This is a genomic window from Nostoc sp. PCC 7524 (assembly GCF_000316645.1).
GTDB lineage: Bacteria > Cyanobacteriota > Cyanobacteriia > Cyanobacteriales > Nostocaceae > Trichormus.
On sequence record NC_019684.1, the window covers coordinates 551,424 to 571,409 of the forward strand.

Genomic DNA, 19,986 nt, shown 5'->3' on the forward strand with positions numbered 1-19,986 from the left:
AGTCCATTGTTAAAAACAATAAATAATTACCATTAACTACCTGTAATCTGGCTTTAGTGTGCCAGTTGTATCAGTCGGATTCAAGTAGTAATAACTAAAAAATAGATATGTTGCGGTAAATGTCGGTAAATTTTAGTGAGCAAAAAGCGATACGATACTAGGCAGGAAGTAACCAGTAGCGTCCAATAAAGTCGCTGACGAGCTTCTAGTGTCATCAAAACCAGAGTATCGTGATGTCGGCTGCTGCTATAACCTTAGAGACTCAAACAGACCTTTCTCAGAAGTTAATTATCCAAAGTCCCTCGACTGGGCTATCTTTGCAAGGTCGTATTCAAATACCAGGGGATAAATCGATTTCCCATAGGGCGTTGATGTTAGGTGCGATCGCGCAAGGTGAAACGGAAATCCAAGGGCTACTCTTGGGTGAAGATCCCCGCAGCACTGCTAGCTGTTTTCAAGCTATGGGTGCAGAAATTTCGGAACTGAATACGGAATTGGTGCGGGTAAAAGGCATTGGTTTAGGCAATTTGCAAGAACCTGTAGATGTTTTGAATGCTGGTAACTCCGGCACAACACTCAGATTAATGCTGGGACTTTTGGCATCCCACCCAGGACGGTTTTTTACTGTCACTGGGGATAGTTCCTTGCGATCGCGTCCCATGTCCCGTGTAGTACAACCTCTGCAACAGATGGGGGCGCAAATTTGGGGACGCAAGGGAAATTCTCTAGCACCTTTGGCGATTCAAGGACAGGTTCTCAAACCAATTCACTATCATTCTCCCATCGCCTCAGCCCAAGTCAAATCTTGCATCATGCTGGCAGGTTTATTCACTGAGGGGAAAACTACGATAACTGAACCGGCAGTTTCCCGTGATCATAGTGAAAGGATGCTCAGGGCTTTTGGGGCGGATATCAGCGTTGATCCTGAAACCAAAAGCGTTACCGTGAATGGCCCCGCTCAACTATATGGGCAGAAGGTGGTTGTACCAGGTGATATTAGTTCCGCAGCCTTTTGGTTAGTGGCTGGGGCGATTGTCCCTGGTTCAGAATTGGTAGTAGAAAATGTCGGTGTGAATCCCACACGCACGGGGATTTTAGAAGCATTAGAAATGATGGGCGCAGATATCCAATTGGAAAACCAGCGCGAAGTCGCAGGGGAACCGGTGGCAGATGTCCGGGTGCGCTCTAGTAAGTTGCGAAGTTGTACGATTGCTGGTGATATTGTGCCAAGAATGATTGATGAAATCCCGATTTTAGCTGTGGCGGCGGTATTCGCTGAGGGGAAAACGGTGATTCGGGATGCTGAGGAGTTAAGAGTCAAAGAAAGCGATCGCATTACGGTGATGGCGCAGCAACTCAATAAACTCGGCGCAAAAGTCACCGAACTCCCCGATGGCATGGAAATTATTGGCGGTACTCCCTTAGTAGGTACAGATGTCGATAGTTATACAGATCATCGCATTGCCATGAGTCTAGCGATCGCGGCTCTTAATGCTACGGGAATCACGACAATTCACCGTGCCGAAGCTGCGGCAATTTCTTATCCTAATTTCACTGCGACGTTGCAACAGGCTGTGGGTTAGACGGAGGAGGGGAGCAGAGGGGCAGGGGAGAATAACTATTACCTATTACCTATTGCCTATTGCCTATTGCCTATTGCCTAAAACCATTGTTTGCGGATGAAATTTAGATTCTTCTTCCCAATAATCGGCTTTATTAATATTGACTTTAAGTAAGGCAATACTGGGATCATCTAACCCTTGGGGAAACCATGTTTGTAGTTCTGGTTGCCATTTTTCTTGAATTTTTTTCTGGTCTTTGACTATTTGTGCTGTACCAGAAATCGAAATATATCGCTGCTGATCGGGTGATGAAAAATTAACGTTTACTTGCTGACGATGCTCAATCTCAATTACTTTATGAGAACTGCTTGATGTAAAGAACCAAATTGTACCATCAGAGTCAATATCGCGATTGACGAACATGGGACGACTATGTAAGCTACCATCATCATCAACGGTGGTTAACATCCCATAATTCAAGTCTTTAATTAATGCTCGCAGTTGCTGAATGTTTTGGTTTTGAACTGTAGAATGTGTCATTTATTGTGAATTGCGAATTGGATTTATCAAGAAAGGCAGAGGGCAGAGGGCAGGAGGCAGAAGGAATACTGGCCTCTGTCCTCTGCCGCGACCATTCCCCGAAGGGGTTCCCGCAGGGTAGGGAGCAAGGGTTTAAGACCCCCACCAAATTTTCAATTTGGTGGCTCTTGTTTAGGAGGGGTCGGAATCCCCTTCTAAACAAAACCTTCTGCCCTCTGCCTCCTGCCTCCTGCCTTCTTCAATCTATTTTTTAGAATTAGCATTTTGGATTGTTAATTGCGTGAGCCTAGAGGGTGAATTATTCTCAATAGTCGATAACTTAAAATGGAAATTTATTACTTTAGATATATGTTTCATAGATTTATTTATAAAGTTTTAAATGCCCTGTAACTTTAGGTTGATGGAATTAGGAATTGATTTAATTAAGCTTTGTACTTGACAACCTGCTGTGATGGGAGAAGTGCAGATGACAGATATGTTGGAATTACAAGACGTGAATATTCCTGAAATTGTCGAGACTCTGACAGCAATAGTTCTCTCACCTGTAATTCTTCCTGTTGCAGATGCTGTTAAACAGCCTCTAGTACAAACTGTAATTAAAGAAGTTATTGAGAGTTGGGAAGATATTACTGTGGGCGTAAACACTAATGTTTCTAACGGACATAGAGAAACATCTAGATATATCAATATTCAAATAGAGCAAGCTTATGGGAGTGAGGGTAAATCTGAGGTAGCTAATGATGTTATTAACCTCTTATCTGATATGAATGCAGATGTCAGAAGTATGACTAATGGTGTGGCTGATTTACGATTGCTAGTGCCTATGGGATTAGGCTTATTGGCAATTCGTCAATTATGGGTACAAGGGCTAAAACTGAATGATATTCCTTGGTATATCTTGGCTTGGTGTGCCTTTGATAGTTTTATAAAACTTAATAATGTTAGGGAATTACCAACCTCTAATGTACCTCAAAATTAGCTAGTTAAGAATTAGCTAGGAATATGTCAAAAGGTTGACTATTTTTACTATTGTTAAGACTCCTACTTTGAAACTCTTAACAGTAGTAGTCTCTGTTTTTATAGTTATTGGAACTATAATCATTGAATACGGATATACGTATGTTCCTATTTTCAGGGCAGGAAGGGAGTAGAAATTGCTGTGATTAAAGCAATACATACGAGCGTGAAAGGGAGAGCTAGATATAAAATCACAGAGCTTTATGGCTCACGGGATTTAAAAGAATATTTAGAGCGATCGCTAGCTAGTAAATCAGCCATAATTAAAGCTAATGCCAATCCCTTAACAAGCAACTTACTGGTAATTTTCTCACCAAAATATAATTATCAGCAAATAGGCTCTCTCGTGGAACAGATTGTCTTAAGTTTTTGCAAAAAACATCCTGTAAAACAAAAAACTAAAGCACTAAAACCTAGCTCCAAAATTGCCAAACTTGATAACAAAGCCACAGAACAAAGCCAAGAAAATTGGCATTTAATCCCTACAGATAAAGTTCTGCATCAATTGCAAACATCACCAGAATCAGGGTTATCTAGTGAATCGGCAGCGATTAATTTAAGTCAATACGGGCTAAATCTCCTCTCAGAAACAGAGTTACGCTCTGGTTGGAGCATCATAATTGAACAGTTTAAGTCCTTACCTGTGGCTTTGCTGGGAGTGGCGGCTGGGGTTTCGATGTTTACGGGAGGATTAGTTGATGCTGTTGTAATTTTAGGTGTGGTGGGACTGAATGCAGTAATTGGTTATCTCACAGAAAGCCAGTCTGAAAGAATCATTAACTCCCTCAAACATCATCAGCAAACATCTGCTTGGGTAATTAGAGATGGTAAGCAAATAGAAATACCCATTGAAAATGTAGCTGTGGGCGATATTTTAGTTCTCAAACCAGGGAATTATTTAGCTGCTGATGCGCGATTAATTGCCGCCGATAACCTAAGTGTTGATGAGTCGGCTTTAACTGGCGAGAGTATCCCGGTGAACAAAACTACGGCATTCTTGATGGGTGAAGATGTGCCATTAGGCGATCGCTTCAACATGGCCTACAAAGGTACTTATATCACAGGTGGTCAAGGATTGGCGGCGGTGGTAGCAACCGGCACCTATACAGAAATGGGTAAAATTCAACAGCTAGTAGGTGAAGCCAAAGCCACGGAAACCCCCCTCGCCAGACAGCTAGATGAAGTAGGCGGACAGCTGGTATTAATCAGTATGGGGATTTGCGGTTTAGTTTTTGGTATGGGCGTGCTGCGGGGATATGGTTTAGTGCAGATGCTCAAATCATCCATCTCCCTAGCTGTAGCAGCTGTTCCCGAAGGATTACCCACAATTGCCACTACCACCTTAGCTTTAGGTATCCGCGATATGCGGAAGAATAAGGTTCTGGTGCGGAGTCTGGCTGCCGTGGAAGCTTTGGGTTCCGTGCAGACAATTTGCATGGATAAAACCGGCACAATCACCGAGAACAGAATGTCTGTGGTGGAAATTCATGCCAACTCACGACAGATTCAAGTGTCAGATGGTGACTTTGTGAATGGGGAGAAGAATATTAACCCCTACAGCGACGATGAACTATTAAAACTGATTCATGTATCGGTATTATGTAACGAAAGTGAAGTCAGTAAATCTGCCAATGGGGAGTATGCTGTCACAGGTTCAGCTACGGAAAATGCCCTGATTTATATGGCTATCTCCGCCGGAGTCGATGCGATCGCCCTCAGAGAAAAGTATCCCTTACTACAAACCAACCTGCGATCGGAAAACCGTAATATTATGAGTACCATTCACCAGACTCATAATCAACAAAAATTTGTAGCTGTTAAAGGTAGCCCCGCCGAAGTAGTACAACTATGCCAAAGTCAGGTGAAAGATGGGCAAATAGTACCTTTAGATGAAGAAGAACGGCAGGCGATAGAAATTGAAAACGATCGCATGGCTGGAAAAGCATTACGAGTCTTGGGCATAGCCTACAGCCATATAGATGAATATCACAACTGCAACGGCAATAACCATGAATCCAACCTGATTTGGTTAGGTTTGGTAGGAATGGCAGATCCCATCCGAAAAGGGGCAAAAACATTAATTGCCGACTTCCATCATGCAGGTATCGACACCGTGATGATTACCGGCGATCAAAGTCCTACCGCCTATGCGATCGCCAAAGAATTAGAATTAAACCGTGATCCCCAACTGGAAATTCTCGACTCTACCAACATTAATAACCTCACTCCCGAAGCCTTAATTGCCCTCAGCGACAAAGTAGACGTATTTGCCCGCATCAGCCCCAGCAATAAATTGCAAATCGTCCAAGCGTTGCAAGGTGCAGGTAAAGTTGTCGCCATGACAGGTGATGGGATTAACGACGCACCCGCCTTAAAAGCTGCCCAAGTGGGTGTAGCTATGGGTAAAGGTGGTACAGATGTCGCCCGTGAGGTAGCAGATATCGTCTTAGAAGACGATCGCCTGGAAACCATGATTATCGCCGTCAGTCGCGGCAGAACAATTTACAACAACATCCGTAAATCCGTGCATTTCCTCCTCTCGACTAACCTGAGTGAAATCATGGTGATGACGATTGCTACCGCCGTTGGGATTGGGGAACCCTTAAACGCCATTCAACTACTATGGCTGAACTTAGTCACAGACATTTTCCCTGGTTTATCCCTGGCATTGGAAGCACCAGAACCAGAAGTCTTAAACCAACCACCCCGCAATCCCGAAGAACCAATTATCAAAAAGTCCGATTTTGGCAGAATTGCTTTTGAATCAGCCGTGATTTCTGGCGGCACCCTCACCGCCTATAGTTACAGTCTCCTCAGATATGGTATGACTCCCAGGGCTAGCACCATTGCCTTTATGAGTCTGACATCAGCCCAACTGCTACATACAATTAGTAGCCGTTCCGAAACCCACAGCATCTTTAGTCAAGAAAAACTGCCGACGAATCCTTACTTAAATGCTGCCATTACAGGTTCCTTTGCGATCCAACTGTTAGCGATCGCCATTCCGCCACTCAGAAGTCTGTTGAGAATCGCGCCAATTAATCTTGTGGATGGTGCTGTGATTGGTGCTAGTGCTGTACTGCCTTTGCTAGTCAATGAAAGCACAAAAGGAATTGGTGACTGGCAACTAGGAACTAGGAAAACATTACCCCAATCCCCAGTACCCAATCCCCAATAGCAGGTGAATTATGAAAAAAGACTTCATGTTTACATCAGAATCAGTGACAGAGGGGCATCCTGATAAACTGTGTGATCAAATTAGTGATGCGATCGTAGATCGTTTTTTACAACAAGATCCCTTCGCCAGAGTGATTACAGAATGCGCTGTTGCTACAGGGATTGTGTTTTTAGCCGCCCGGTTTGAACCCAACGCCAACGTAGATTTTACCAATATAGCTAGACAGGTTATTGATCAGGTTGGTTATGACCACAAAGAATTTAATGGTAAAACTTGTAGTGTTTTGACCAGCTTAACAGAATTACCACCTAATAAATATCACCTATTTGATGAACAAAAACTATCTGATGAAGAGATAGAGCAAATAACTGTAACTAACCAAGCTACAGTTTTTGGTTTTGCTTGTAATCAAACATCAACACTCATGCCCTTGCCTATCTGGTTAGCACATAAATTAGCCAGAAAAATGAGTGAAGTGAGAAATAAAAATATCCTCGATTATTTAACGCCTGATGGTAAAACCCAAGTAGGAATTGAATATAGAAATCGCCGCCCCTATAGAATTCATAGTATTACAGTTATTGCCAGTCAATATAAACGTGGAAAACCAGAACTCAAGCAATTACAAGATGATATTAGAGAAACTGTAATTTTTCCAGTCTTTGAGCATGAAGATATTAAACCAGATGAAAAAACTCGAATATTTATCAACCCCGATGGCCCATTTATTATTGGTGGACCGTCGGTGCATTCTGGTTTAACAGGTAGGAAAAATGCTATAGATACCTATGGCGAATATTCTCAACATAGTGGTTCGGCATTAAGTGGTAAAGACCCCATCAGAATTGATAGGGTAGGAGCTTATGCAGCCCGTTATGCAGCTAAGAATATTGTCGCAGCTAAATTAGCTGATGAATGTGAAGTACAGCTAAGTTATTCTATTGGCATTTCTCGTCCTGTGAGTGTGCAAGTAGAAACCTTTGGTACAGGTAAAATATCTGATGAAGAAATTACAATTCTGTTAGAAAAACATTTTGATTTTCGCCTTGCTGGTATTTTGAAAGAGTTTAATTTAAGACATTTACCTTCATTAGTGAAAGGTGGATTTTATAGAAAGCTGGCCGCCTATGGTCATGTCGGTAGGGATGATATAGATTTGCCTTGGGAGAAATTAGATAAAGTCAGCTTTTTCAATTAACAAGAAAACATAACGAAACAGCCCGTCTACTCTTTATTTCATGGAGTGAGCGGGCTTGTTTGACTATCAACCGACTTGATTAGACAGTGGGCATTTTATTTTACCTATTTGCTCCGGTAGCTTGCCCGCCTAATCTTTCTTGAATGCGGCTTTTAGCTGCTTTAAATTGTGTTGCCAATTGTTCACTTTGATCTGAACTGAGATTATTGCGAATAGACGCAAACATGGTGCTTTCTTCTTGACGAATATGATCGCCCACTATATCCATCAAATGTCTGACTCTATCTTTGAATTCAGATGTAGAAGGATTCATGTTGCGGATGGTATCTAATAGCCGCTTCATTTCAGATTGTTCATCATACAGTTCTTGGGTTTCACCCTCACCGTAGAAGGAACGTACTCTGGGATAAACTACTTCTTCTTCTGCTTCAGCGTGAGCAGTCAAATCTTTATAAATTTGACCGAAATATTCTTGAATCTTCTGAGGATCGTTACTTTGTAGTAATTCGGTAAACAGGATATTTACCTTATTGTGATCCATCCGAATCACATCTTGAATATTCATATCCCGCTTGTCACTACCTTGGGTAACAGCACTACCAACAGCACCAGTCAAAGCCGCCATCGCATCTTGGACTCGTCCCCAAATACCTTGATCTACTTCTTGCCCAGTCAGTTCGCGCACACCCAGCACTTCCAAAATACCTTTCAGTTGTTCTTGGTGAGCGCGGTTCTCAAAATTAACGGTATTTAAAGGGCCAATTGCTGCCATCACATCAGCACCAACTTTTTGTGCAGCTTTGTGAACCAACAAACCACTCATTACTTGCTGATGCTTCAATAATTCGTGCTGAAATACTTTTTCATAGAAGTTCAATTCCGAGCCTTGCATTAATTGGCGAATTGTATCTACCATTTGGCGAACTGTATTGCGTGGTTCTTTTTGAATGCCATACTGCACATTAACAGTTTCCAGAACTCCCATATTTTTGCGATCATCATCGAGCATACTGCGAAAGCGATCGCTAATTTCATTATCAGTTGATTCTCTCAAAAATAATTGCTCATTATCTATGAGCAACTGTTGAAGTAATTTCATATCTGCCAATTTAGCAGCAATAGCATTACGTTTTGTATCATCTAAAGTTGATACCATCTTGAGTTCTCCTCAAAAAATACTCGGATCATTAATAATCTTAAATTTACATACTTTACAGACAATATTCCTCTTTCTTTTGAGCGATTAGCTCGTAACCCAAGATAGAAAAATAGTCTTTTTTAGACATCATATTCACGCTTATACTTCTAGGTGGATAGCTATTTCTTAGCTACTCCATCGCCAGATAGATTAATTTTTAATCTCAGTTTTATAGATTAGCTCAGAGATAATTGTAAATTTGGAGATAATTTAATAATGCCAGAGGGTTCTGGAATAGGAGAACAGGCACTAAATAAAGCCGCAGAAATTGGTTTATCTAGTCAGTTAGATGAAGTTGAAAATCTAGATGTAAATATTAAAACTGATCCGTTAAAGCTGGTTCAAGGAGAGGTAGAATCAGTCAATATTACAGGTGAAGGTTTAGTCATGCAGGAAGACCTCCGTATGGAGGTCATGGAAATGCAAATTCATAGTGTGGCTATTAATCCCTTAAGTGCAGCTTTTGGCAAAATTGAACTGACAAAACCAACAGCAGGTAAGGCGCTGGTGGTATTAACAGAAGCAGATATTAACCGCGCTTTTAACTCTGAATATATCCGCCAACAAATTCAAAGCCAGAAAATAAATATTAATGGGCAACCTTACACAGTCGTACCTCAACAAGTAGACTTTCGTCTACCAGGTGAGGGTAAAGTTGCGCTCAATGCCAGCATTCTGTTAGTAGAAAATGGCGAAACTCACCAAGTTGCATTTACAGCCGTACCCCGTGTTAATGCTAATGGTACAACCGTGACACTAGAAAATGTCACCTATGGCGAAGGTGAAGAAATTTCACCGGAATTAACCAAAGCTTTGGTAGCGCAAACCAGCGAAATTCTGAACTTAAGTAACTTCGATTTAGAAGGAATGAGTTTGCGAGTTAAACAACTAAAAGTAGACACGGGTAAACTCACACTGCAAGCAGAAGCGGACGTAGAACAAATTCCCTTTGCTGAATAGGATAAATATTATGGAAACCACAGAAACAACTTCCACAAATTCAACAGCTTCTACACCATTTCCCCATATTCCCCCAGTAATTGAAAGTGACGATCGCGAATATCGTGATTCAGGTGTACCCAGTACAGTAGCGATCGCGGGACATCCTTTACATCCCCTCAGTGTCATTTTTCCCATCGCCTTTTTAGCTGCCGCCTTGGGTAGTGACTTTGGCTACTGGTTAACCCGCGATTTCTTCTGGGCAAGAGCTTCCCTTTGGCTAATTGGATTGGGATTAGCTAGTGGTGCGATCGCTGCAATTATCGGCTTAAGCGACTTTTTGCAAATTGAACGTGTCCGTAAACGTCAAGCAGGTTGGGCGCACCTGATTCTTAACGTTTCTCTCCTAGCCTTAACTGTAGTCAACTTTCTACTGCGACTAGGCGACGCTGAAGCCAGAATCTTACCTTGGGGACTGTTACTTTCGTTAATTGTCGGTACTCTCACCAGCATTTCCGGCTGGTTTGGCGCAGAACTCTCCTATCGTCACAAAATTGGTGTAGTTGGTGCAGGTAGTAGAAGATACCCGTAATATTTCAGAGGGGAGAGAATTTCTTCCCCTCTGAATAATGATTTTTGTATTTGTTATTAGCGAAAATCTGGGGATGGTTTTCTGCACAGTGTATCTGAGTGCTTGCTATGCCAAAGCTCGATAATTGATAAATGGTAAAAGTTTTCGGAGAATGACAGAAGCAATATAAATACGGACTTCTGCCGATTTTCTTAAAACTTAAAGGTAGTGCGAATTGTACCTATGACGACATCAGGGTTATCACTGCTTTGGTTAGGAGCAATTAACCAAATTACACCCGGTGTAATTGAAATATGATCGCTAAGTTGATATTTGTAAAACGCTTCTAGATGCACTGGGGTGGCGCGATTGGGAATAGTTTTTACTAGGTCATTACCACCAAAGAAAGCTTGAAATGTAGGATCAGCTACACCGTAACGAGTGGCGTGAGGTGGGACTCCAGCGATAATTCCCCCCAGATTTCCCTTTTTACCCAAATCAGGAAAAGCTAAGGCGATCGCATAACTATAAATATCTGTACTATCACCATTTTCTCCTGGTTCTGGTTCACCTTGCACATTGGTGTACATAAACCAACCATTGACTGCAAATCGGGGAGAAATTCGCCATAACCCCGCTACACCATAGGAATTGGTGGACAAGCGCAAATTGCCTGTACTAGAAAGACTGGGAATGTTGGCTGAAGTCGTCCCAACATCATTGAGGAAAATAGGTGTTCCTCCAGTGTAACTGTTAACGTAGGTTAGCCCAAAGGCAATGTCTTGACTTGGTTGGATGCTTAACTGTGCCAAAGCTGAATATCGGCCATTAAATAAACCACCCGCAAACAAATTAGCGTTAGTTAAATCCCACATTCCGCACCCATAAGTATCACAGAGTGAAATAACGGAGAAGAAACATCGAAGTGAGAATAAAAACAGACATACTGAGTGTCAAAAGACATTTGAGTAACAATAAACCAGCAAAAATGGCATCAAAACCTATTCTCAATAAGTACCAATAAGAACTAAGGGAATAGGAAGGAGTGAGAGATAAATAAAAGAAGACGTTGAAGAGGAAAATGATAAATTAGACTCATAAAGCCTGCGAAAAACCTAAATTATTGGCAAAAAGAAAAAGAGCTATGAATCAAAGAGATTAGCTCATGATATTGGAGAAATAAAATTAATAGAGAGAAGAGTTAGCTGGCTAATTGATAATAAATTAAACAATCATCAGGTAAAAGATTTAAGATAAAGTCTCTTTCGGGATTCCAATTAGAGATGTGTTTTTCATTCTTAAATTTAACTAAATGAATAGACTGAAAGCATTGAAAAATCCAGCGTAAAGTGGGGCGGTCAGTCGATTTACCTAACTGATTCTTAATTGTTGATTGAGATTTTCTGAGTGCAGTCCTGATTTGACGTTGAGCCAAGGTATAAACTAGCAGACATAAACCCATAATCATTGCCAATGACTCTATTCTCTCTGGACTTTTGAGGAAAATACTGTCGGCAAAAAATAATGGGTCTTTCAGGAAAGCAAATCCTCTTTCACAAGACTGCTGGGCTTTATATTCATTCAACATCGAGTCATTGCTAAGTTCATTTAAATCTAAAACATTAGTGGCAATAATGAAACGTCCTGCACCCAGAACTTCTGTGTTAATTTTACTTTCGTCCTGGGAAACTGTCGCTGATATTTGGTATGCTGTTTCTACTTGATTATCTTGATTTTTGAACTTGATTTCAGTAACTTGGCTCGACTGAATTTGATGGTATTTAAATTGTTTTGATAGTTTGGTTAATGCCTTGACAGCATCAACCTCACAAGCAAATTTATCTTTTGATAATTCTTTTAACTCAAGAACAGCTTTCGATTCAGCTTTCGTAATTTTTTGTGAAAGTTTACGCAGGTCTGATGCTTTTCGCTCTTGACTTTGCACTACCAACCATCTTTGCTCTATTCCTGCATAACTTACAATTTTTGCAGCAAATTTATATCCTGGTAAGTTACTATCAATAAATTCTGATGCTGCTAATGTTGATATTAATGATTGTGCTGCTTTAATGGTTAATGGCACTCGACATAACCAACGTAAATCCGACATTAATTTCAGATTTGATTCTGTGTATAAAGCCGAGTCTGCAACTATGAGACTATCAACTTCTAATTGTTTTTGATACTCTACTGCTATTTGACCAAAGCAGGATGAGTCAGCTTGATTTCCAGATGCTAATTTTAAAAATATTGGTATATCTCCATCTCCCGAACATATTAGTTCTATGATAAATTGTTTTAAGTCTGGTCTATGGTCACGGGAATAGCCATAGGTGATGGTAATCTCTTTTGGTGATTTTACTACTAATTCTTCTGATTCTTGGGTATTTCCTATTTGTTGATTCTCAAATATTACTTCTGGTAATCTGGTGTTGTACTGCCCATGTACGTGCATTGATGACGAATCTAAATGTGATGATGACAGAGATACACCAAATTTTTGGGCAGCTTTTAAGGCAATGATAGAAAATATTGTATCCAGTCCTTTGATAAATAGTTTATCCATGACTCTTCCCAGCTTATCGTCGTTGAGATATTCTGGTTTTACTCCTACTCCCATTAAATGCTCACAGGCTATTGTTTCAAAATATTTGGGAAACATATATAAAGGTTTGGATACAAATCCTAACCCATTCAATATCATGGCTTTGACAACATGACCTGAACTGATTTTTTCTCCTTTTTCAACTCCTATTAATTCATTGATTATTTCTACTAATCCTATCCTATCTATTATTCCTGCTACTATCCCTAGATGGTCTATGTTCTGAATTTCCATTTCTTGGGGTGGCAATTGCACAACAGATTTCTCCACAGCTTCTGTTGTGATTTTCTCATTTATCTTTTTATGAGCAATTAATTTTTTTCTCTGAACTTTTCTTTTCCTTTCTTTTATCTCTGCGGCAAAACTTCACTTTCTCACTCCCCCTGTCGATTTTAATGCAACTTATTCTCATTACCTCTCTTAGCAATTGAATTGACTTTAGTTCTTGTGTACTACTTTGCTGGCTTTGCTTGATGTGTGACAGTTAGGGTGCGGAAGGTGGGTTAAATTTCCTGGTTGATTAGCATCCGTTGCTAAGTAGCCTAAACTCAAACTCATGGCGGGATTAAATTCATAAGTTAAGCCTAAACCAGCACCAGAAGCACCGATGCGGTAAATCGGACTATATTGACCGAAGGTAGACACAGAACCTGAACCACCGTCTTCATCTCCCACTGTACTAAACACATTGGGTAAATAATCTACGTGTTCACCACGGTTAGCAAAAACAGCCGCGTGCAATTTCCTCCCCACAGGAAATTTATAACTAACAGTTCCCAATTCTACACTCCCAAAATTATTGGCGGGAACTCCTTGGTTAAATGTTTGACCACCTTCAGGAGTTGTACCAAGGATACCGAAGTTAGCCAGGATGGGATCTGCACCATATCGAAAACCGCCAGCCCTTTGGGGGTGGGGCGTGCTACCAGTGACTAAGCGAATTTTTAACTCATCTTTACCAGTAAAACTACTGATTAAATTCAGACGGATTCTGTTAGCAAAGACAGCATTATTACGAGTGACACCAGCATTCAACGGGTCACTATCTCCTGAGAAAACATCAGTAATAGCAAAAATCACTTCGCCGGAAAGTTTGGTAGTGGTGGAGAACTGCTGTGTTTCTAAAGTTGCAGTTCTGGCTTCTGTTGCATCCACCCGTCCCCGTAAAGTCGCTAGTTCGGCTGTAAATTCCTCTTGTAGCCTTTGTAAAGTCGCTAAGTCTTCTTTTTGAACTGTTTCAGCCGTAGCCGTAGCTATTAGCTCATTTACCCTATCTAAGCAAGCATTTAACCCTGCGGCGAACTCATAACGAGTCATCGCACGATTTCCCCGGAACGTACCGTTGGGATAACCTGCAATACAGCCATAACGTTCTACTAAAGATTGCAAAGCTGCAAACGCCCAATCTGTGGGTTGGACATCGGATAGCTGAGATACGGAAGTTACCTGTGCTAATGAGTCATCTGTATTTTCCGCCGCCCATACTTCCGCCGCAATTACCCATGTTGATACACCTAAAAGCCCACACCACAATGCTTTTAACATCACAACCTCAATAGTATATACACCTGTATCCCAAATACTTTACGTTGGTATCTAGACAATGATAATAATTATCATAATCACGCGACAGTGTAAACACTGTGATTTCTCATGAAAAAAATTAACAGTGAGGATGCCGCTTGGTATCGTGCAGTATCACTAACAGAAAGAATTGCGGCTATGTCGCTAACAGCACCAGCGAATGTTGATTTGGGACAGCGACGACTCCAGCAATGGCGGATGCAATCTCCTTTCATGAATGAGACTTTGTTTGTCCAAAGATTAGCAATAGATGGTTTAAAGGTAGATGATTTTTGTTACTTATTAGGGCAAACAGCACCACAAATTCCACAAGCTTGGTTAGGGAAATTGACGGCAGTTTTCAGTGATTCTGGGGATGAGGAGATGATAGAAATACAAGGTTTGCCCCATCCTCATCTGGGATTGCTAAATGCGATCGCACCCTGGATTCATCAAGGTATGATGCAATTGAGGGCGGGGGTTAATAACCTACAAAATATACCTATTAATATCAGTAATATTGACAGTATTTTTTTACAAGGCTTACCAGAACAACTATTATTCATGCTCCAGCCCACCTTGGTACTAGAACTCAATGTAGCAAGGTTACAAGGATTATTAACAGGTGATACTGCCGAGGAGAGATTTTCTAGCTTTGTGCAACGGTTGCTAACGGGGGAAGCGAGGCTAATGCTTTGGCAAGAATACCCTGTGTTAGCACGGCTAACTATAGAAGAAATTCAGCGATGGGTAACAACTAGCTTAGAATTTCTGCAACGTCTTGGCGATGATTGGGAAGAAATATGTCAGCACTTCCAGCCAGATAACCCCGGTAAACTGATCAAAATTCAACGGGGTGCAGGGGATAGTCATCATGGTGGTAGGTCTGTTTTTATACTGAAATTTGAGAGTGGTTGGCAGTTAGTTTATAAGCCCCGTTCCCTAGCTGTAGATGGGCATTTTCAAGAATTATTACTCTGGTTAAATCAACAAGGTACTCATCCCCCCTTTAAAACCCTAAAAATTCTCAACCGGGGTGATTATGGTTGGATGGAATTTGTCAAAGCGCAAGAATGTACTTCCTTGGAGGAAATTGAGCGGTTTTATCAGCGTCAAGGCGGTTACTTAGCCTTGTTATATGTTTTATCAGCTACAGACTTTCACTTTGAAAACTTAGTCGCTGTCGGCGAACACCCCATACTAATTGATTTAGAATCTCTATTTCATCCCCACAGCCATGAAGCCACAACCACAGCCGCCGCTACCTTAGATAGAGAAATGATTGCAGATTCCGTATTGCGGGTAGGTTTATTACCTCAGTTAGTCTGGGGAAATACCCAAGCAGCCGGAATTGATTTGAGTGGCTTGGGTGGTGCGGCTGGACAAGTTACACCAGAAAGAGTCCCCCAGTTAGAGAAGATGGGGACTGATACCATGCGAATTGTCCGCCGACAGGTGGTATTAGCAGGTAGTCAGAATCGCCCCACACTCAACGATAAGGAGGTGAATGTACAAGCCTATACACCAGCTATTATCCAAGGATTTACAGATGTTTACCGCACCCTTTTACAACATCGTCAAGAATTACTGAAGATATTAGAGAGATTTGCGGCTGATGAGGTGCGTGTAGTGCTGCGTCCGAGTCGAAGTTATGCTTTACTACTGCGGGAAAGCTATCACCCGGATGTGTTGCGCGATGCCTTAGAGCGCGATCGCCTGTTTGATAAACTGTGGGTAGACGTACAAAATCGTCCCATTCTCAGTCAAGTTATTAGGGCGGAACGTCAAGCATTATGGCAAGGTGATATTCCCTTATTTACCACCAATCCCCAATCCCGCGACTTATGGAGTCTAGATACTGGTTTACATTTGCCCAATTTTTTCACCCAGTCGGGAATGGAATTAGTTTACCATCGCATCCAACAACTCAGCGAAGGAGACTTGCAGCGTCAGCAATGGTTTATTCAGTCAGCTTTGGCTACCTTGGGGATAAATACTAATACTGATCAACATCAAGTCAAACACTCAGCTAGTATTATTCACTCCCAAATTTCCGTCCCCCACTCACCACTCACAGCAGCTTGTATAATTGCTGACCGTCTAGAACTCCTCGCCCATAAAAGCAGTGAATTAATTAATTGGATGGGTGTCACCGTCACCAACAATCATCAATGGACATTAGCCCCCTTGGGAACAGATTTTTATGAAGGTGTACCAGGAATAGCTTTTTTCCTAGCTTATTTAGGAGAAATTACGCAAAATTATCACTACACCCGTCTAGCACAAGTCACCATCAAAACTTTACAACAGCAGTTAATTAGAGATGCCGACACAATCAAATTCATCGGCGCATTTAGTGGCTGGGGAGGAATTATTTACACCTACACTCACTTAGGTACACTCTGGCAAAATCCTGATTTAATTGCTGATGCAGTCACCTTAGTCGAAAAACTTCCTCCCTTGATAGCCCAAGATGAACAGTTAGATATCATCGCAGGTGCGGCTGGTTGCATTGCTAGCTTGTTAAGTTTATACCAAGTTTTTCCCGATGACTTAATTTTAGATGTCGCCTTAGAGTGTGGAGAACATCTTCTCAACCAAGCCCAAATCATAGATAATTGCATCGGCTGGATTTCCCCCAGTGGTGGAAAACAACCCCTCACAGGATTTGCTCATGGTGCGGCTGGGTTTGCATCGGTGCTGTTAGAATTAGCCCAAATTACTGGCAAACAAGAATTTCAAACCGCAGCTATCAAAGCAATTAACTACGAACGCAGACATTTTTCCCCAGAGGCGGGGAACTGGCTAGACTTACGCACCCCCGCACAAAACCAGTTTATGACAGCGTGGTGTCATGGTGCGCCAGGGATTGGCTTGGGACGCTGGCGTGCCTTAAAATACCTAGATGATCCAGAAATTCACAAAGAAATTGCGATCGCCATTCATACCACCATCAACCAAGGATTCGGGGATAATCAATGTCTGTGTCATGGAGACTTAGGCAACCTAGACTTATTATTACTCGCCAGCAAAATCTTCAACCAGCCAGAACTCACATCCCACACATCCCCCATCACCAACCAAATTCTAAATCAAATCCACCAACATAACTTTTATTGTGGCGTACCCCTAGCCATAGAAACCCCAGGACTCATGACAGGACTAGCAGGTATAGGCTACGGATGCTTACGCCTAGCCCATCCTGAAAAAATCCCCTCCATCCTCCTCCTAGAACCCCCTCGTACCAATTCAAAATTCAAAATTCAAAATTCAAAATTAAGAAAGTTCGACTCTCGATCATAGTTTTTTTGTGAATTGGTATCAACTCAACTCCTACCCTCTGCATCTGTGCGTGATGAAATACCCCGTCGTCCTACAACACAACGAAGAAGACTGTGGCCCCGCCTGTCTAGCCACCATCTGCAAATACTACGGCCAGCTATTCACCATCAACCGCACCCGTGAAGCCGCAGGAACAGGACAATTAGGAACAACTTTACTCAACCTCAAACAAGGGGCGCAAGTTTTAGGCTTCCATGCGCGGGGAGTGAAAGCTGTTATCGACTTAGTAGACAAGCAACAGATACCCCTCCCAGCCATCATTCACTGGAAAGGTAATCATTGGACTGTATTATATGGACGCAGAGGCAAAAAATATATCGTCGCTGATCCCTTGGTGGGTGTGCGTTATTTAACCAAAGAAGCACTGTTAACTGGTTGGAGTAACGGGGTGATGCTGCTACTAGAACCCCGTCCCGATTTTCTTTCTCAAGCAGATGATCAAGATAAAGTCGGGGGTTGGAAACGCTTAGGGCAACGTCTATTTAGTTACCGTCATATCTTAGCAGAAGCCTTACTACTTAACTTTGTCGTCGGCTTATTAGCATTACTTTCGCCATTTCTCATCCAAATTCTGACGGATGATGTTTTGGTGAGAGGAGACACCCAATTACTCACGGGTATAGCCTTGGGAGTCCTAGCGATGAGTTTAATTAGTAGTGCTTTGCAATGGGTACAAGGAAACTTAGTAGCACACTTTGCCCATCGTTTGGAATTAGATTTAGTCTTAGAATTTGGCAGAACCATTTTACGTTTGCCTTTGTCTTATTATGAATCTCGCCGCAGTGGTGAAGTGGTGAGTAGATTACGGGATATTCAAACCATTAATCAATTAGTGTCGCAAGTGGGTGTGACTTTACCCAGTCAATTATTAATTGCGATCGCTTCTTTAGCTTTGATGCTATTTTATAGCCCTAAACTCACCTTCGCCTCATTATTCATTGCTTTATTCATGCCCCTATCCACAGTGGTTTTCTTCCCCAGTTTGCAACAGAAAATCCGCAGTGTTCTGGGAATAGCCGCCGAAAATCAAGGTATTTTAGTGGAAACCTTCAAAGGTGCATTAGTTGTCAAAACCACCAATGCAGCACCAGAATTTTGGCAAGAATTTCAAACTCGTTACGGTAGACAAGCTAACTTCATGTTTCGTACCGTGCAGATTGTCATTACTAATAATATTTTTTCTGGTTGGGTAGCCACATCGGGAGGGATAATTTTGCTGTGGTTCGGCAGTACATTGGTAATTAATCGAGAAATCACAATAGGGCAACTATTAGCTTTTAATAGTTTAAATACTCAAATTATTGCCTTAGTCAATACAGTCGTTGGTTTTGTCACCGAATTTACCCGCGCCCAAGCCGCTACAGAACGTTTAAATGAAGTCATTCAATCTACCCCAGAATTTCCTGAAGTCAATCACAAACCCTTTGTCAACATTCCCGACAATGCAGAGATTATTTGCAGTTATCTCAATTTTCACCATCCTGGGAGAGTCGATTTATTACAAGATTTCTCCTTGACTCTCCCAGGGGGAAAAGTGATAGCCATTATTGGGAAATCAGGGTGTGGTAAAAGTACCCTCGCTAAACTCCTCGCTGGGTTGTACACCCCCCAATCAGGGAATATTCGTATTCACCGCTACAACCTCCAAGATTTATCACCCGACTGCTTACGCCAACAAGTAATTCTAGTTCCTCAAGAAGCTCATTTTTGGAGTCGTTCAATTTTAGATAATTTGTGTCTTGGTAATCCCCAAGTCAGTTTTGAACAAGTCGTGACAGCGTGTCAAGTAGCAGATGCAGACACTTTTATCAGTAAATTACCAGAGAAATACCAAACCATCTTAGGGGAATTTGGAGCTAACCTTTCCGGCGGACAAAGACAAAGATTAGCTATAGCCAGAGGTATCATTACCCATCCACCAATTTTGATTTTAGATGAATCCACCGCCGGACTAGACCCCAAGAGCGAAAGTACAGTTTTAGATCAATTACTAGCCTATCGCCAAGGTAAAACCACCATCCTCATTAGCCATCGTCCCCAAGTCATCAAACGTGCAGACTGGATTGTACTCTTAGAAGCTGGACAACTCAAACTCCAAGGTACTCCATCCGAACTACTCAACATCCCCGGTGAACACCTAGATTTTCTCCAATCTTTGCGTTCCTCCGCGTAAACCTCCACACTCCTCTGCGTTTCAAAATAATACTTGACTACAAGAATGATAATGATTATTATTCTTATGTTGATGAAATTGTCATCAATAATACTTTTTT

At 41.7% G+C, this 19,986-nt stretch carries 12 protein-coding genes and 1 pseudogene; 8 read left to right on the forward strand and 5 right to left on the reverse strand.

Annotation, left to right across the window (positions count from 1 at the left end):
- Positions 1–233: 233 nt before the first annotated feature.
- Complete coding sequence (aroA, locus tag NOS7524_RS02325; RefSeq protein ID WP_015136852.1) at positions 234–1,583, forward strand: 3-phosphoshikimate 1-carboxyvinyltransferase; 1,350 nt, start codon at positions 234–236, stop codon at positions 1,581–1,583.
- Positions 1,584–1,646: 63 nt separating this feature from the next.
- Here aroA and NOS7524_RS02330 read toward each other — a convergent pair whose 3' ends face one another.
- Entirely contained in the window at positions 1,647–2,102 is a 456-nt protein-coding gene (locus NOS7524_RS02330; protein WP_015136853.1) for a pyridoxamine 5'-phosphate oxidase family protein, read from the reverse strand.
- A 466-nt stretch (positions 2,103–2,568) separates the two neighbouring features.
- Here NOS7524_RS02330 and NOS7524_RS02335 point away from each other — a divergent pair, with 466 nt between their 5' ends.
- From NOS7524_RS02335 to metK, 3 genes are all read left to right on the forward strand, one after another.
- Positions 2,569–3,081 (forward strand): hypothetical protein, encoded by a 513-nt coding sequence (locus tag NOS7524_RS02335; protein ID WP_015136854.1) that lies wholly within the window; start codon positions 2,569–2,571, stop codon positions 3,079–3,081.
- A 180-nt stretch (positions 3,082–3,261) separates the two neighbouring features.
- Entirely contained in the window at positions 3,262–6,297 is a 3,036-nt protein-coding gene (locus NOS7524_RS02340) for a cation-translocating P-type ATPase (RefSeq protein ID WP_015136855.1), read from the forward strand.
- A gap of 10 nt (positions 6,298–6,307) precedes the next feature.
- Positions 6,308–7,495: a methionine adenosyltransferase gene (gene metK / locus NOS7524_RS02345; RefSeq protein ID WP_015136856.1), complete on the forward strand. Its 1,188-nt coding sequence runs from the start codon at positions 6,308–6,310 to the stop codon at positions 7,493–7,495.
- A gap of 100 nt (positions 7,496–7,595) precedes the next feature.
- Here the strand turns inward: metK and NOS7524_RS02350 are convergent, their stop codons facing one another.
- Positions 7,596–8,651, reverse strand: coding sequence for a hemerythrin domain-containing protein (locus NOS7524_RS02350; RefSeq protein WP_015136857.1), 1,056 nt, complete (start codon positions 8,649–8,651; stop codon positions 7,596–7,598).
- A gap of 258 nt (positions 8,652–8,909) precedes the next feature.
- On the opposite strand from NOS7524_RS02350, the gene NOS7524_RS02355 reads away from it, so the two are divergent.
- Entirely contained in the window at positions 8,910–9,653 is a 744-nt protein-coding gene (locus tag NOS7524_RS02355) for an LmeA family phospholipid-binding protein (RefSeq protein WP_015136858.1), read from the forward strand.
- A 10-nt stretch (positions 9,654–9,663) separates the two neighbouring features.
- Positions 9,664–10,224 (forward strand): DUF2231 domain-containing protein, encoded by a 561-nt coding sequence (locus NOS7524_RS02360; protein ID WP_015136859.1) that lies wholly within the window; start codon positions 9,664–9,666, stop codon positions 10,222–10,224.
- A gap of 191 nt (positions 10,225–10,415) precedes the next feature.
- Here the strand turns inward: NOS7524_RS02360 and NOS7524_RS02365 are convergent, their stop codons facing one another.
- The 3 genes and pseudogenes from NOS7524_RS02365 to NOS7524_RS02375 all read right to left on the reverse strand — a co-directional run.
- Entirely contained in the window at positions 10,416–11,078 is a 663-nt protein-coding gene (locus tag NOS7524_RS02365) for an iron uptake porin (protein WP_083882571.1), read from the reverse strand.
- 326 nt (positions 11,079–11,404) lie between these two features.
- A complete protein-coding gene (locus tag NOS7524_RS02370; RefSeq protein ID WP_083882639.1) occupies positions 11,405–13,042 on the reverse strand; it encodes an IS1634 family transposase in 1,638 nt (545 codons plus the stop codon).
- 267 nt (positions 13,043–13,309) lie between these two features.
- Positions 13,310–14,353 (reverse strand): annotated as a pseudogene (locus NOS7524_RS02375) (iron uptake porin); the annotation flags it as partial.
- A 108-nt stretch (positions 14,354–14,461) separates the two neighbouring features.
- Between NOS7524_RS02375 and NOS7524_RS02380 the strand changes: the two are divergent.
- Both NOS7524_RS02380 and NOS7524_RS02385 read left to right on the forward strand, forming a co-directional pair.
- A complete protein-coding gene (locus NOS7524_RS02380) occupies positions 14,462–17,674 on the forward strand; it encodes a type 2 lanthipeptide synthetase LanM family protein (protein WP_015136860.1) in 3,213 nt (1,070 codons plus the stop codon).
- A 52-nt stretch (positions 17,675–17,726) separates the two neighbouring features.
- A complete protein-coding gene (locus tag NOS7524_RS02385) occupies positions 17,727–19,886 on the forward strand; it encodes a peptidase domain-containing ABC transporter (protein ID WP_015136861.1) in 2,160 nt (719 codons plus the stop codon).
- Positions 19,887–19,986 lie beyond the last annotated feature (100 nt).

What these genes read in the sequence shown, in the direction of transcription:
- metK (WP_015136856.1), top strand. Translation starts at nt 6,308, where the DNA reads ATGAAAAAAGACTTCATGTTTACATCAGAATCAGTGACAGAGGGGCAT.
- NOS7524_RS02385 (WP_015136861.1), top strand. Translation starts at nt 17,727, where the DNA reads ATGAAATACCCCGTCGTCCTACAACACAACGAAGAAGACTGTGGCCCC.
- NOS7524_RS02380 (WP_015136860.1), top strand. Translation starts at nt 14,462, where the DNA reads ATGAAAAAAATTAACAGTGAGGATGCCGCTTGGTATCGTGCAGTATCA.
- NOS7524_RS02370 (WP_083882639.1), bottom strand. Translation starts at nt 13,042, where the DNA reads ATGGAAATTCAGAACATAGACCATCTAGGGATAGTAGCAGGAATAATA.
- NOS7524_RS02335 (WP_015136854.1), top strand. Translation starts at nt 2,569, where the DNA reads ATGACAGATATGTTGGAATTACAAGACGTGAATATTCCTGAAATTGTC.
- NOS7524_RS02360 (WP_015136859.1), top strand. Translation starts at nt 9,664, where the DNA reads ATGGAAACCACAGAAACAACTTCCACAAATTCAACAGCTTCTACACCA.
- aroA (WP_015136852.1), top strand. Translation starts at nt 234, where the DNA reads ATGTCGGCTGCTGCTATAACCTTAGAGACTCAAACAGACCTTTCTCAG.
- NOS7524_RS02355 (WP_015136858.1), top strand. Translation starts at nt 8,910, where the DNA reads ATGCCAGAGGGTTCTGGAATAGGAGAACAGGCACTAAATAAAGCCGCA.
- NOS7524_RS02350 (WP_015136857.1), bottom strand. Translation starts at nt 8,651, where the DNA reads ATGGTATCAACTTTAGATGATACAAAACGTAATGCTATTGCTGCTAAA.
- NOS7524_RS02330 (WP_015136853.1), bottom strand. Translation starts at nt 2,102, where the DNA reads ATGACACATTCTACAGTTCAAAACCAAAACATTCAGCAACTGCGAGCA.
- NOS7524_RS02365 (WP_083882571.1), bottom strand. Translation starts at nt 11,078, where the DNA reads ATGTGGGATTTAACTAACGCTAATTTGTTTGCGGGTGGTTTATTTAAT.